The organism is Lysobacter sp. FW306-1B-D06B (assembly GCF_038446665.1).
GTDB lineage: Bacteria > Pseudomonadota > Gammaproteobacteria > Xanthomonadales > Xanthomonadaceae > Lysobacter_J.
The window spans coordinates 2205811-2220096 of record NZ_CP151802.1; the positions used below are offsets into that span (position 1 = coordinate 2205811).

A 14286-nucleotide genomic window follows, 5' to 3' on the forward strand; every position below is an offset into this window, starting at 1 on the left:
ATGAAGGCAGTCGACGAGAAGGTTCTGCGCGGCAGCATCGTGTTCGTGTGGCTTGCGACGGCGCTCGTCAGCCTTTGGGAACTCGACGGCCAGAGCATGCAGTTGCTGGCGAACGCGGGCATCTTCCACCGTGATATCGCTGTCGCGCTGATCGTGGCCGGCGCGGCCGTGGACCTGCTGCTCGGTGTCGCTATTGCACTACGGCCGTCGCGTCGCATCTACCTCTGGGCCTTGGCGATGATGTTGGCCATGACGGCGATAGCCAGCGTGCTCGATCCCTCGCTTTGGTTGCATCCACTGGGGCCACTGACGAAGAACGTTCCGATCGCCGCGGCCTTGTGGATCCTGATGAGGACGACGAAATGACGGTCTACTTGTGGGTGAAGTGGATACATGTGTTGTCGAGCGTGGTGCTGGTCGGCACCGGCTTCGGCACGGCGTTCTACCTGTTCTTTGCCAACCGCAGCGGCAACGTGCAGGCGCAGGCCGTCGTGGCGCGGCTGGTGGTTCGCGCCGACTTCTGGTTCACCATGCCGGCGGTGCTGATTCAGCCTGCCAGCGGACTGCTCATGGCGTACCTGGCGGGTTGGCCGCTCACGACACCGTGGCTTGCGCTGTCGATCGTGTTGTTCGTGGCGACGGGCGCGCTGTGGTTGCCCGTTGTGTGGCTGCAGGTGCGCATGGCGGCGATGGCCGCCGCCGCGGTGGATGGGGCCGGCGTGCTGCCCGCCGAGTACTGGCGCTATGCACGTTGGTGGGAAGCGCTCGGCTATCCAGCCTTCATTGCGATGCTGGCGGTGTTCTATCTCATGGTGGTCAAACCGGCGTCCTGGGCGCAGCTACTGCCGTTCTGAGCCCCATCGCGACCGCACCTCCCTGTGCGGCCGCGCTCTGATGCCCGCGCCTCACAAATGCCCGCGTTCCCACGGTCCCGTGATCGCGAACGTGATGCCCGGCGTCTGGATGTTGACGAACATCTTGCGACTCCACGGATCCCAGCAGGCGCCGCAGAACTCGCTCTCACGATAGTCGCCTTCCGCGATCGTCTTGCCGGCGTTGGCGATCTGCGTGGAGGTGAGCTCGATGTTGTTCTTGCAGAAATAGAACGACTCCCCGCGTCGCGTGAGGCCGATCAGACGCGCGCCGGGACCGTATTCGTCCGGACTTTCGCCGCCGTCCTCGCACAGCAACACGCCGCCGCGCGTGCTCACGGTGATGTTGTCGGGGTTGTGCGCGGCCAGCTGGTGGCCGCTCACGAACAGCGCACGCATGCGCTGCGTGAGCAGGTCGAGCACCCACACCGAGCCGTTGCCGCGACCGCGGCGGCCCTGTTCGTCCACGCCGGTGCTGGTGTCGACGATGAACAGCTTGCCGTAGCTGTGCCAGATGCCTTCGCCGCGGCTCATGCGCAGCGCGCCATCGCTCCACGCCTGCGCGAACGGGCCGCTGAGCGTCTCGCCCGCGGAGATGTCGGGAAAGCCCGCGGGCGCTGCGATGGTGTCCAGGTCCGGATCGGTGATGTCCACCCATTCCAGCGCGTATTCGTCGCCGATCTTCGCCACGGTGAGATCGGCGTTGCGCTTGCCGCGAACGCGTGCGGCCTGCAGGCGCCCGCCGTGTTCGAGCGAACCGTAGCGGCCGGCCCGGTCGTTGGGAATGAAGCGGTACAGGCCGGATTTGTTCCGGTCGTCTTCGGTGAGGTAGACGATGCCGGTGCGCGGATCGACCGCCACCGCTTCGTGGCTGAAGCGCCCCAGGCCCACCAGCGGTCGCCCGCTCGTGCGCTCCGCATCGGCGTGCACTTCGAACACGTAGCCGTGTCGGCGTCCGGTGCTGGACGCGTCGTTGGTCTTGATCTCCTCGCAGGTCAGCCATGTGCCCCACGGCGTGGGGCCGCCGGCGCAATTGACCAGCGTGCCGCCCAGGCTGGCTTCCATGCTGTGCCACTCGCCGTTGCGGTGGATCAGGTTGGTGGTGCCGCCGCCGGCGCGCTGGCCACCGCCGATGTCGCCGCTGTCGTACATGCCGGGTGCGTTGATGGGCGTGGCGCCGCCGCGTTCGTGGTTGCGGACCAGGACGAGTTCGTGGCCGTGACCGTGCCCGCGTCCGGGGTGACGGTCGTGCCCGCGCCCCGGTTTGCGCACGGCGACCACGGCCATGCCGTCGTGACGGTCGGGGCAGGGTTGGCCATCGCTCATGCGGTCGCCGCTCCAGCCGAAGGAGCGGTAGCTGAAGCCGCGCGGCAGTTGCAGCAGTGGCAGGCCGGTGCTGCGATCGATGGACGGCGCGAGCGGGCCGTAGCGGCTGGGAATCGGTGCCAGGCGGGTCGGATCGCCACCGGCGATGGCCTGGCGCGTGTACAGCGCGCTCAGGCTGCCGATGGCGCCTACCGCCATCGCGGCGGCGCTGCCTTTGAGGACCTGGCGGCGGGAGGGATCGAACGAATCCATCTGCATCTCCTGCGGGGCTGGGGGAAGCCCGAACGCTAGGAGTGCGGCGTGGCCGGAAGATGACAGCCTCGCGTCAATGCGCGGCATCGTGACGCGCAGCCGCTACCATCGTGACGATGAAAGCGAAACTGATCGCCGTGGGCGAGCGCGCACCGCGCTGGGTGGCCGAGGGATTCGGCGAGTACCAGAAGCGGCTGTCGCACTGGCTGCCGCTGGAACTGGTGGAGATCGAGCCCGGCCTGCGCGGCAAGGGCCGCGACGCCGTGCGCGCAACAACCGACGAAGGGGCCCGCGTGATCGCCGCGTTGCCTAAGAACGCGCTGGTGGTCACGCTGGATGGACGCGGACGCACATGGTCGTCGGAACAGCTCTCGCAGCGGCTCGAACATTGGCGCGCGCAGGGTCGCGACCTCGCGTTCCTGATCGGCGGGCCCGAAGGCCATGCGCCCGACGTGATCGCGCGCGGCGATGAATCCTGGTCGCTCGGCCCGCTGACGCTGCCGCACATGCTGGTGCGGCTGGTGCTCGCCGAACAGCTGTATCGCGCGGCTGCGTTGCTGGCGAATCATCCGTATCACCGCGCCTGAGGGCGCCGTTCCCCTGGAATGAAAAAGCCACCCCGGTATGCCCGGGGTGGCTTCGCGATCGCCACTGGTGACGGGCTTACCAGCGATAGTTCAGGCCGAGTTGGCCCGCGACATCGCGGTAATCGCCGGCGCCGTAGGTGAGGCCCAGGTCGCCCCAGCCCGTCCAGCCGCCGCCGAGCTGCGCCTGCGCGCCCAGCTTGGCCTCGTAGCGGTCGCGCGGCAGTTGCAGCGCCAGCCTGGTGTCGTTGAACGACATGGCATGTGCATCGCTGTCGCGCCACCAGTTGAGGGTGACGAAGGGCTGCACGAGGTTGGCGTCCGCGTCTGCGGCATGGCCGTAGAAGCGCACACCGACTCGGGTGGTCCAACCGCCGGCCTTGACCTGATCGATGACGGTGCCGTTGTTCTCGACATGCCGCGAGGCGGAGTAGTCGTTGAAGATCGCCTGCGCCTGCGGTTCGATGTAGAAGTCGGTCTTCCCGCCGGAGCTCAAACGTGCGGCGTAGCCAGCTTCGACCGATGCCGCCAGCGCACGCGAGTCGTAGCGTTCCTCTGCCAGGTAGTCGCCGTGCACCTTGTTGTCGTAACGGCCGTACTGCAGCCAGCTGTCGAGATACAGGCCGGTGGAGTCCTTCGCGTTGGCGAACCAGCTGCCGTACAGGCCCAGGCTGTAGCCGATCACCTTGCCCTTGGCGGCGGATGTCAGCGCGGTGGAGGTCACGCGGGTTTCGGCGCGTCCGGTGCCGCCCATCAGGCCGAGATGGAAACGGCTGTCATCGTTCCAGCGTGCGATCTCCCCGCCGATCTGCAGCGCCGAAGTGTCCGTGCCGGCATCGAGCTGATTCTCGCCGGTGCGTCCGTCCATCTGGTTCCGCGTGACGCGCACCCAGGCCGCTGACGTGCGGCCATCGGCGCCGTGTAGGCCGAGGTTAGGCTCGCCCATGCGATCGTGCATGGCGTGATTGAACATGCGGGTCGACGCGGCCTGATTGGCGAGGTAGGCCGCGGGTTCGGGTCTGTAGAGCGGGATGGGGGAGGTCGGGCCGCTCGGAGTGGGAGTGATGGGCGTCACCGGCGGCACGGGAGGTGCGGGCGGCGTCGGCGGTGTTGGAGGCACGGGCGGTACAGGCGGAACGGGCGGAACGGGCGGAACAGGAGGGGTCGCTTCCGATCGGAGATACCAGTTGCCATCGGTGGGATCGCCGCCCGCGGCCGCGTTGCCGCCCTGATGCAGCCGGTACTCGTACGCACCGGCCACGGCGCGGCCGTCGAGCGCAAAGGTGCCCGTGGACGTGCCGTCCACCTGGACGACCTCGATGCCCTGTGCAGTAGCCGCGCCTGCGCCGCCTGCATTGAGAACGCGCAGCCGGCCGTCGCCGCTGGTGTCGCCTTTCACGATCAACTTGTCACTGGGCGAACTGTCGTCGCCGAGCTGAGTGTTCAGCACGATCAGCCCGTCGCCGGCGTAATTGCCCGTGGTCACCAGGGTCTTGAAGCCGCTTGCCGCGGGAGCGGTGAAGGCGATCGTGCCTTCATTGGTCAGGGTGGTCAGGCTGGAGTTGCCAGTGAGGCTCCACAGGCTTGTGGCGTCCAGCGCGAGTGTCGCCTGGCTGCCTGCCTCCGTCTGGACGGTGCCGCGGATGGACGAGTTGACCGCATTGAGCCTCACGATGCTGTCCTGTGTGCTCGACAGGACGATGCCATCGCGGCTGTTGGTGATCTCCGAGTCTGTCGCCGCGACAGTGGCATCGCCGCCGAGAACGCTGATCGTCGGCCCGTCGGTGCTGGTCAGGGTGCTGGCATCGAGCGTGGCGGTGTTCACCAGTTGGGTGCTCACGCCAATCATGCGCAATGCCGTGGCGTCCGTTCCGCTGGCCTGGAGCGTGCTCGCGTTCAATTCCAGCCGGCCTTCGTTTTCCAGGCGGGCGCCCTGTGCTCCGGAGCCGGCGACTTCGATCTGGCTGTGATCAACCGAGATCCGGCTGCCCAAGTTGTCGGCGCGTACGCCTTCCACCGAGGTCCCCGACATGCTGACGACCGTTCCCGACATCAGCGAAACCCGGGCACCGTCCTTCGCCCGTACACCGATCGTCCCTTCGTAGCTGCCGCCGTTGGTTATCCGGGTGCCGTTCTGAACGGTAATCAGGGAGACGGCGCCCACTGGCGCGCTTACCTGATCCGCGTATAGCACCGCGCTTCGTCTCCCCTTCACGGTGGTGTCGGGCAGACGATTGGTGGTGCCATCGATGGTCAGCTGGGCGCCGCCACTGATGGCGATGCCATTGGCTTGCACCCCATCCGTCACGATGGTGTTGTTACCCTCCAGAACCAGCGTGGACCCGTCGTCGTACCTGGCGAAATGGTCGGTCAGGTGGATGCCGTCGGCGATCTCGCCCCGCGTATTGATGGTGGTATCGCGCACCACCGCCTTGCCACCTTGCAGATTGATGCCCCATGCACCGAGCCCGTTGGCCGTGACGGTGGTTCCTTCCAGTGTTACGACGGACTCCGCCGCATCCGATGCCTCGCTGAAGACATTCACAGCGTTTCCGTTGGTGCCGGTGTAACTGACAGACCCGCCGATCAGGCGTGCAGTGGATCCAGTCTCGGACAAGACGCCGCCAGTCGGACCTGCTGTGGAATCTCCCGTCGAGGTGATGACTACATTCCTGAGCGACGCATGCGCAAGCGACTGGGTACTGACTGCGATAGCCGAATTTCCGCTGGAGGTGACCGATCCTCCATCGAGCGTCAATGCTCCTTCCTCTTGAGCACGAACGGTGGCTCTTGATGGACCAGAGGTCGCCAGCGCAATGCCGGGAGCGCCGGTGATGCTGCTGCCCCTTCCGCTGGCAAATAGGACCATCTGCCCAGCCGTACAGGACGCGGTGGCCGGGACGTCGGTGCCTGACGTCGAAGAAACGATGCAGGCCTGGGCGTACGCCGCCGGACTACTGTTGAGGAAGAACACGCCGATGATGCTTGCCAGAGGATGCTTGTTGAAAGCGAAGTTCGGTTTTCCCTTGCGAGATTCCATGGCGGAAGCCTTGTCTGTGAAGTTGGAAGGCGGTGTGCACGCAACGTGTGGCTGCGCAGGCGCTTGCGTGGCGGAGCGGACGCCTGCAGGCGGATGTCGCTGTCGCGCGACTCGGATACGCCTGCCAAACAAAAAAGCCGCCCCGGTCACCCGGAGCGGCTTCAGTGTCTTGACCGGCTTTCTGCTTCGATATGCGAAGAAGTCTGATGCGGTTGGCAGCACGCAGCGGGCTGCGTGCTATCCACGCGAGGGGGTGCTACCCCGCACTACAGCTTGAACTCGATCGGAACACGTCCAAGCGCCTCCACCGCGCGTCCGTCGCGCGTGGCCGGCTGGAAACGCCACTTCGACAGCACGGTGCGACGTGCGGCCTGATCGAGCACGCGGTGCCCGCTGCTGCGCACCACGCGCACGTCAAGCGGCTGGCCGTCGGCACCGACGAGGATCTCCAGCTCCACCGTGCCGCTCAGTCCGGCGCGCATCGCGTCGCCCGGATACGGCGGAGGCGGCGACACCAGCGCCTGCAACTGCGCCGCGGCCGGCGGTGCGACGGGCTCCAGCGATGGTGTGGTGTCGATGGCGACGTCCGGCGCGGTGATCGCGACATCGCCCGGCTGAGAATCCACGACCTGCTGTTCGACGCGCGCGACGGGTTGCGGCGGGCGCACCGGTTGCGAGGTGGGGGGCGGCGGCTTGCGAACGATCTCGACGGGGTCGGGCGGCAGCGGAACGATGGGCTTGGGCTTTTCCAGTTGCACGATCTGGATCGCATCGTCGCGTTGCACCGGCGCTTGCACGATCTGCTGGGACAACGGCACCAGCAGCGCGAGCACCACCGCGCCGTTGATCAGCAGGGTTCCCGTGTTCGCGGCGATGCGGCCGCCGTCGATCGGATCGCGCGTGGTGCCGGAAGGGAAGTGGATCGCGTGTGCCATGGCGTGACCTCCTGGGGTGTGCCATGACCGCAAACGCACCCGCGCGCGTTACGGGGTTGAGGACGCACAAAAGAAACGGGCCCGCGTGGCGGGCCCGTTTGTAGAACGATCGGCGATGTCAGGGTTTGTCCGGTTCCGTCTCCGGCTTGCGATCCAACCCGCCATCGTCGGGATGCGGTTTGTCGCGAGGCTTCGGAGAATGCGCGTCCTCGCGATCGCGCGGTTCGGTCTCCGCGTAGCCCGGGTTACGACCGGGCTTGGGATCGGCGGCGGGCGGAGCGGTCTTGCCGGACTTCGACATGGTCAGTTCCCGAGTTCGAACACCACGTCGATGTTGACCGACAGAACGTTTTCGCCCGGTGAGATCGGCGTGGATTCCATGCGATCCATCGCCTTCATCGCCATCATCGGCATCGGGCGCGGCGGGGCGAAGTTGCCGCCCTCGCTGATGCTGACGATGCGGCGCACCTTCTTGCCCAGCGTCTTGGCGTACATCTCGGCGCGGGCCTGGGCCTTCTCCACCGCCGCGCGACGGGCTTCGTCGTAGGCGGCTTCCTTCTTGCCTTCGTCCAGGTCGAAAGTGGGGCCGTTGATCTGGTTGGCGCCGGTGGCCACCAGCGCGTCCATGATCTTGCCCAGCTTGTTGATGTCGCGCACCACGACGTTGACGTTGTTCATCGCCTGGTAGCCGGTGATGGTCGGCGGCTGGTTGTCGCCGTACTTGTATTGCGGGTTGAGGTTGACGCCGCTGGTCTGGACGTCGCGCTCGGCGATGCCGGCGGCCTTGATCGCCGCGACCACCTTGGCCATCTGTTCGGCATTGGCGCGCATGGCGGCGTTGGCGTCGGCGGCCTGCGTCACCACGCCCGTGGACAGGGTCGCGATGTCCGGCGTGCGACGGGCCTCGGCCTGTGCCGACACGTTCAGCAGCGTGCCGTCGGTGGCGACGAAAGGCGTGGTCTGGGCGGGGCTCACGGCGGGCAGGGCTCCAAAAGCGAGGGCGGCGGCGATGACGAGGGGGCGCAGGGAGAGGCGGGACAGCTGGGGCATGACAACTCCTTGGGGTGGTAGGGCCGGCCGTCAGCGACGGGCCCTAGGGTCTTGGCGTTCCGGTGAACGATTCGTGAGCCCGGTCGGGGTTGCAGATAATGCCCGTTCGGTCCGTCAGTCAGCGCGGGTTATTCTTCCTCGATGCTGTATCTCGCCTCCAAATCCCCACGCCGTCACGAATTGCTGGGCCGGCTGCTCTCGAGCCAGCCCGGCGCCGAGTTCGGCGTCCTGGACATCGACATCCCCGAACACCCGCAGCCCGGCGAGCCCGCCGAGGACTACGTGCGCCGGGTCGCCCGCGAAAAGGCGGGGGCCGGGCTGCTGCGCGTCGTCGGCAATCCGGCCGCCGTGGTGCTGGGGTCCGACACCGAGGTCGTGCTGGACGGCGAAGTCTTCGGCAAGCCCGCCGACGAGGCGGACGCCGCCGCGATGCTGCGCCGGCTGTCGGGCCGCACCCACCAGGTCATCTCCGCCGTTTCGGTGGTCTCGCCCGCGCGCGAGGGCCAGGCCGTATCGGTGTCGGAGGTGACGTTCGCCGAACTGACCCCGGCGCAGATCGACGCCTACGTCGCCAGCGGCGAGCCGCACGGGCGCGCCGGGGCCTATGCCATCCAGGGCCTCGCGGAGGCCTTCACCACCCGACTGTCCGGCAGCTATTCCGGTGTCATGGGGCTGCCGCTGTACGAGACGGCCACGCTGCTGCGCGAGTTCGGAGTGGTGAAGTGAGCGAAGAGATCCTGGTCAACGTCACCCCCCGCGAAACCCGCGTCGCCGTCGTCGAGAACGGCATGCTGCAGGAATTGCACATCGAGCGCGGCTGGCGTCGCGGGGTGGTGGGCAACATCTACAAGGGCAAGGTCCAGCGCGTGATGCCGGGCATGCAGGCGGCGTTCGTCGACATCGGCCTGGAGCGCGCGGCGTTCCTGCACGCAGCCGACATCGTCAAGCCCACGCCGGTGGCCGAAGGCGAGAACGCCGGCGAGGAAGCCCCGCTGCCGCCGACGCCGACGCGGCCCATCGCCGAACTCCTGCGCGAAGGGCAGGAGATCGTCGTGCAGGTGGTGAAGGATCCCATCGGCAGCAAGGGCGCGCGCTTGACCACGCAGCTGAGCATTCCCTCGCGCTACCTCGTCCTGCTGCCGCGCACGCGCGTGGTCGGCGTGTCGGCGCGCATCGAGGACGAAGCCGAGCGCGCGCGCCTGAAGACCCACATCACCTCGCTGGCGCCCACGGGCGACGGCCACGGCTACATCGTGCGCACCAATGCCGAAGGCCAGCCGGAGGAGCAGCTCGCCGAGGACGTCGCTTATCTGGGCCGCGTGTGGGGCCTGATCGAGGAACGCGCGCGCAGCGCCCGCGTCGGCGAGCGCGTGTACGAAGACCTCAACCTGCCGCTGCGTGCCGTGCGTGACCTGATGCGCAAGGACGTGGAAAAGGTGCGCGTGGATTCGCGCGAGACCTGCGAGCGCCTGCGCGTGTTCGCCGCGCAGTACATGCCCGGGCTCGACGAGAAGATCGAGCACTACACCGGCGCGCGCCCGATCTTCGACCTCTACGGCGTCGAAGACGAAATCCAGCGCGCCCTCGACAAGGAAGTGCCGCTCAAGTCCGGCGGCTACCTCGTCATCGACCAGACCGAAGCGATGACGACGGTCGATATCAACACCGGTTCGTTCCTCGGCCAGCGCAACCTCGAAGAGACGGTGTACCGCACCAACCTGGAAGCGGCGCAGTCGGTCGCGCGCCAGCTGCGCCTGCGCAACCTGGGCGGCATCATCATCATCGACTTCATCGACATGACCGATTCCGAGCACAAGCGCCAGGTGCTGCGGCAGTTGGAGAAGTCGCTCGCGCGCGACCACGCCAAGACCACGGTGTACGAGTTCTCGCCGCTGGGCCTGGTGGAGATGACGCGCAAGCGCACCACCGAAAGCCTGGAGCGCCAGCTGTGCGAGCCCTGCCACGAATGCGGCGGGCGCGGCACGCTGAAGACGCCGGAAACGGTGACCTACGAGATCTTCCGCGACATCGTCCGCCAGGTGCGCCAGTTCGATGCGCAGCGGTTGATGGTGATCGCGTCTTCGAAGGTCGTCGCGCGCATCACGGACGAAGAGTCCGCCGCGGTGGCCGAGTTGGAGGAATTCCTGGGCAAGTCGATCCGCTTCCAGGCGGACGACCAGTACGCGCAGGAGCAGTTCGATGTCGTGCTGCTGTGAACTGATGCGCCGCCGGGAACACCGGAGGGTCGACGCCGCGGTAACGCGGCGTTCTCGTACGTGGCGGGAGAATGGCTGGATGCGCCATTCCGTCTCCCGGTTCCCTTTGCGCGCGAGCTGAACGATGCCGACTCCGATGCGCCGCCGCATGCGCATGGCCCGTCGCGGGCTGGGCTATCTCGTCGCGCTCTCGCTGGTGCTGGTCGCGCTGGTGCTGGCGGTGGCGAGCCAGGTGCTGCCGTTGGCGGAGAGCAACCCGCAGCGCGTGGCCGCATGGTTGAGTGAACGCGCGGGCAGGCCGGTCTCGTTCGACAAGGTGCAGACCGCGTGGACGCGCCGCGGCCCGCTGTTGCGGCTGGACAACCTGCGCATCGGCGCGGGCGATTCGGCGTTCACCGTCGGCGACACGGAAATGCTCGTCTCCGTGTACGCCGGCCTGCTGCCGGGGCATGCGTTCTCCGAGCTGCGCCTGCGTGGACTGGACCTGACCCTGGAACGCGCCGCCGACGGTCGCTGGAAGGTGCGCGGCCTGCCGGGCCAGGAGCAGCCGCAGCGCGATCCGTTCTCCGCGTTGGAAGGACTGGGCGAGCTGCAGGTGATCGACGGCAAGATCACCGTGATCGCGCCCAACCTGGGCATCAATGCGCAAGTCCCGCGCATCAACCTGCGCCTGCGTGTCGACGGTCCGCGCGTGCGCGCCGGCGTGCGTGCCTGGCCCAGCGTGAATTCGACAGGCGTTGCGTCCTCGACGCTGGACACGGTGCTCGATTTCGACCGCATCAAGGGCGACGGCCGCGCCTACATGGGCGCGCGCCGCGCCGATCTGGCGGCATGGGCGCCGCTGTTGCAGATCGCCGGCATCGGCAGCGAATCCGGCGAAGGCCGCGCGCAAGCCTGGGCCGAACTGCGCGACCACCGCATCACCCAGGTCACCGCCGACGTCGCGCTCGAGCGCGTCGGCCTGCGCGGCGCGCCGCTCGCGGGCGGCGCGGTGCCGCGCGTCCAGTTCACGCGCGTGGCGGCGCTGGCGCGCTGGCGCGTCATCGACGGCGGCTGGCGCGTGGATGCCAAGACGCTGCGCATCGACACCGGCAAGGAAGCGCAGAAGCTCGACGGCCTCGTCGTCGCCGGTGGCCGCCGTTATGCGCTGCTCGCCGACCGCATCGATGCCGGTCCGCTGCTCACCGCCGCGTCCCTGAGCGATCACCTCGCACCGGGCCTGCGCGTGTGGCTGCACAACACGCGTCCGCGCGTTTCGCTGCAGAACGTCGAAGTGGCCGGCGTGCGTGGCGGTGGATTGCGCGCGCAGGCGCGCATCGCGGCGTTCGGCTTCGACGCCGTCGGCAACGCGCCGGGCGTGAGCGGACTGGCCGGGCAATTCCTGGGCGATGCGGACGGCTTCGCGCTGCAGCTCGATCCCGCCTCGCCGATGCGTTTCGACTGGCCGCGCGGATTCGGCGTCGCGCACACGGTGGCGTTGCAGGGTTCGGTCGCCGGATGGCGCGAAGGCAACGGCTGGCGCATCGGTACGCCGGCACTGGCCATCAAGGGCCCCGATTTCGGCGTGCATGCACGCGGTGGCCTGTGGTGGCAGGGCGACGGTTCGCGCCCGCGCATCGACATCGCCGCCGACATCGATGAAACCCAGGTGCCCGTCGCCAAGGGCTTCTGGGTCCGCCACCTGATGTCGCCCAAGGTGGTGGATTGGCTGGATTCGGCGCTGGTCGGCGGGCGCCTGCGCGATGCGCACGCCGTGGTGTCCGGCGATCTGGACGACTGGCCGTTCCGCGATCGCAACGGCCTGTTCGAAGCGACCGCGAAGCTCGACGGGGCGTCGGTCAAGTTCCAGCCCGACTGGCCGGCGGCGGAGAACCTCGACGCCGACGTGGCCTTCATCGCCGACGGCTTCACCGTGCAGGGACGCGGACGCATTGCGGGCGTGGCCATCGGCCAGATCCGCGCCGGCATCGATCATTACCGCGGCGGCGCACTCACCGTGCAGGCGCAAGGCGCCGCCGATGCGGCGCAGCTGCTCGAACTGCTGCGCCGAAGCCCGTTGCAGAAGGAACACGGCGAGACGCTCAAGAACGTCGTCGCCAGCGGCCCGGCCAAGGTCGGGTTCGACATGAACATGCCGCTGCATCCCAATGCGGTCACGGCGATCGGCGGCACCGTGCAGCTCGACAACGCCAAGCTGGGCGATCCGCGCTGGAAGCTCGACTTCGACCAGGTCAGCGGACGCGCCGAGTACGCGCGCGGCGGCTTCCGCGCCGACGGCCTGAAGGTGCGTCACGAGGGTCAGCCCGGCACGCTGTCGCTGCGCGCCGGCGAGGCGTTCGTGCGCGACAAGGGCAACGCGTTCGAAGCCGGCCTGGACGCGCAGATGGGCACGAAGGAACTGCTCGACCGCGCGCCTGAAATGGCGTGGCTGAAGCCGCACGTGGATGGGCGCTCGTCGTGGACGGTCGGCATCGCGATTCCCAAGGTCGCCGCCGGCAAGACCGCGCCGACGATGTTGCAGTTGCAGTCCAACCTGGTCGGCACCGCGCTCACGCTGCCCGAACCGTTGCGCAAGGACGCCGACGAATCGCTGGCGACGGCGGTGGAAACACCGTTGCCGATGGGCAGCGGCGACATTCGCGTGAACCTGGGCAACGTCATCGCGGTGCGCGCGCGCAGCCAGAACGGACAGACCGGCGTGCGCCTGGCGCTCGGCAGCAACCGCGTGGACGATGTGCCGCCCGCGCGCGGACTGGTGGCGACGGGCCGTGCGAACGAGCTGGATGCGATCGACTGGATCGCGCTGCTCGAAGGCGGCGGTGGCGGCGAAGGCCTGTCACTGCAACGCATCGACGTGACCGCGCAGCGCCTGAATCTGCTGGGAGGCGTGTTCAACGACACGCATCTGGTGGTGGTGCCGGCGGCACAGGGCGCCACTGCAGTTCAGGCGGAAGGCGCGGCGCTGCAGGGCGCGGTGCTGATTCCGGCGGCCGAAGGCGCGGCCATCGCCGGCCGTTTCGATCGCATGTACTGGCGCGCGCCGAAGCAACCCGCACCGCCCGCGGGCCTGCCGACACCGCCTCCGTCCGCGCCGCCTGCCGACGACGCGTTCAATCCGGCGAAGATTCCGCCGCTCACGATCGACATCGCCGACCTGCGCGTGTCTGACGCGCGCCTGGGGGAAGCGAAGCTGCGCACGCTGCCGACCGCGACCGGCATGCGCATCGACCAGGTGCAGATGCGTTCGGACAAGCAGCGCATCGACGTGAGCGGCGACTGGAACGGACGCGGCGCGACCGCGCGCACCCAACTGGACGTGCGCATCGACAGCCAGGACCTGGGCAGCCTGCTGGCCGGGTTCGGCATGGGCCGGCAGCTCGGCGGCGGCGTCGGGACGATGCACTTCGCGGCGGGTTGGGCGGGGAGCCCGGCGGCGTTCAACGTCGCTTCGCTCGACGGCAGCCTGGAGGCCGACATCCGCGACGGCCGCCTGCTGGAAGTCGAACCCGGCGCGGGCCGCGTGCTCGGCCTGCTGAGCCTGGCGCAACTGCCGCGCCGGCTGATGCTCGACTTCCGCGACTTCTTCAACAAGGGCTTCGCCTTCAACCGCGCCGGCGGCAAGGTGAACTTCGCCGGCGGCATGGCGCACAGCGACAACCTGTCCATTGATGGGCCGGCTGCGTCCATCGGCATTCGCGGCACGGCGAACCTGCGCGCGCAGACTTTCGACCAGACCATCGAAGTACGCCCGAAGGCCGGCAACCTGCTGACCGTGGCCGGAGCGATCGCCGCCGGCCCCGTCGGTGCCGCCATCGGCGCGGCAGCCAATGCGGTGCTGCAGAAACCCATCGGCGAGATGGCCTCGCGGACGTACCGCGTCACGGGGCCGTGGAAGGAGCCGAAGGTGGAGGTCGTGGGCAGCCAGTCCGGCCAGGCGAAGGCGGGAGAGCCGAAACCGGAGGGGTGAGCCGGCGCTGCCTGCGAACCACGGGTTCGCGCGCTGACGAACGC

General features: G+C 68.3%; 11 protein-coding genes. 6 read left to right on the top strand and 5 right to left on the bottom strand.

Features of this window, described 5'->3' with window-relative positions; all coding sequences use genetic code 11:
- Both AAFF32_RS10250 and AAFF32_RS10255 read left to right on the top strand, forming a co-directional pair.
- The gene (locus tag AAFF32_RS10250) at positions 1-366 is read left to right on the top strand and encodes a DoxX-like family protein (protein WP_342315142.1); all 366 of its coding nucleotides are present in this window, start codon (positions 1-3) and stop codon (positions 364-366) included.
- Complete coding sequence (locus tag AAFF32_RS10255; RefSeq protein WP_342315143.1) at positions 363-854, top strand: DUF2269 domain-containing protein; 492 nt, start codon at positions 363-365, stop codon at positions 852-854. Before AAFF32_RS10250 ends, AAFF32_RS10255 begins: the two co-directional genes overlap by 4 nt.
- Before the next feature lie 51 nt (positions 855-905).
- On the opposite strand, the gene AAFF32_RS10260 is transcribed toward AAFF32_RS10255, so the two are convergent.
- Positions 906-2450 (bottom strand): alkaline phosphatase PhoX, encoded by a 1545-nt coding sequence (locus AAFF32_RS10260; RefSeq protein WP_342315144.1) that lies wholly within the window; start codon positions 2448-2450, stop codon positions 906-908.
- Positions 2451-2566: 116 nt separating this feature from the next.
- Here AAFF32_RS10260 and rlmH point away from each other — a divergent pair, with 116 nt between their 5' ends.
- The gene (gene rlmH, locus AAFF32_RS10265) at positions 2567-3037 is read left to right on the top strand and encodes a 23S rRNA (pseudouridine(1915)-N(3))-methyltransferase RlmH (RefSeq protein ID WP_216958875.1); all 471 of its coding nucleotides are present in this window, start codon (positions 2567-2569) and stop codon (positions 3035-3037) included.
- Positions 3038-3113: 76 nt separating this feature from the next.
- Here rlmH and AAFF32_RS10270 read toward each other — a convergent pair whose 3' ends face one another.
- The 4 genes from AAFF32_RS10270 to AAFF32_RS10285 form a co-directional block, all read right to left on the bottom strand.
- Positions 3114-6074 (bottom strand): autotransporter outer membrane beta-barrel domain-containing protein, encoded by a 2961-nt coding sequence (locus AAFF32_RS10270; RefSeq protein ID WP_342315145.1) that lies wholly within the window; start codon positions 6072-6074, stop codon positions 3114-3116.
- Between the two features lie 266 nt (positions 6075-6340).
- Positions 6341-7009 carry a TonB family protein gene (locus tag AAFF32_RS10275; protein WP_342315146.1) on the bottom strand — a complete coding sequence of 223 codons (669 nt, stop codon included), beginning with the start codon at positions 7007-7009 and terminating at the stop codon, positions 6341-6343.
- A gap of 118 nt (positions 7010-7127) precedes the next feature.
- Positions 7128-7310, bottom strand: coding sequence for a hypothetical protein (locus AAFF32_RS10280; protein WP_216958866.1), 183 nt, complete (start codon positions 7308-7310; stop codon positions 7128-7130).
- 2 nt (positions 7311-7312) lie between these two features.
- A complete protein-coding gene (locus AAFF32_RS10285) occupies positions 7313-8059 on the bottom strand; it encodes an SIMPL domain-containing protein (protein WP_216958863.1) in 747 nt (248 codons plus the stop codon).
- Positions 8060-8200: 141 nt separating this feature from the next.
- Here AAFF32_RS10285 and AAFF32_RS10290 point away from each other — a divergent pair, with 141 nt between their 5' ends.
- The 3 genes from AAFF32_RS10290 to AAFF32_RS10300 all read left to right on the top strand — a co-directional run bounded on the left by AAFF32_RS10290 (position 8201) and on the right by AAFF32_RS10300 (position 14242).
- A complete protein-coding gene (locus AAFF32_RS10290) occupies positions 8201-8785 on the top strand; it encodes a Maf family protein (RefSeq protein ID WP_216958860.1) in 585 nt (194 codons plus the stop codon).
- Positions 8782-10275: a ribonuclease G gene (gene rng, locus AAFF32_RS10295; RefSeq protein ID WP_342315147.1), complete on the top strand. Its 1494-nt coding sequence runs from the start codon at positions 8782-8784 to the stop codon at positions 10273-10275. The genes AAFF32_RS10290 and rng overlap by 4 nt, the downstream gene beginning before the upstream one ends.
- A 136-nt stretch (positions 10276-10411) precedes the next feature.
- Positions 10412-14242, top strand: coding sequence for a YhdP family protein (locus AAFF32_RS10300; protein WP_342315148.1), 3831 nt, complete (start codon positions 10412-10414; stop codon positions 14240-14242).
- The last annotated feature ends 44 nt before the right edge of the window (positions 14243-14286 follow it).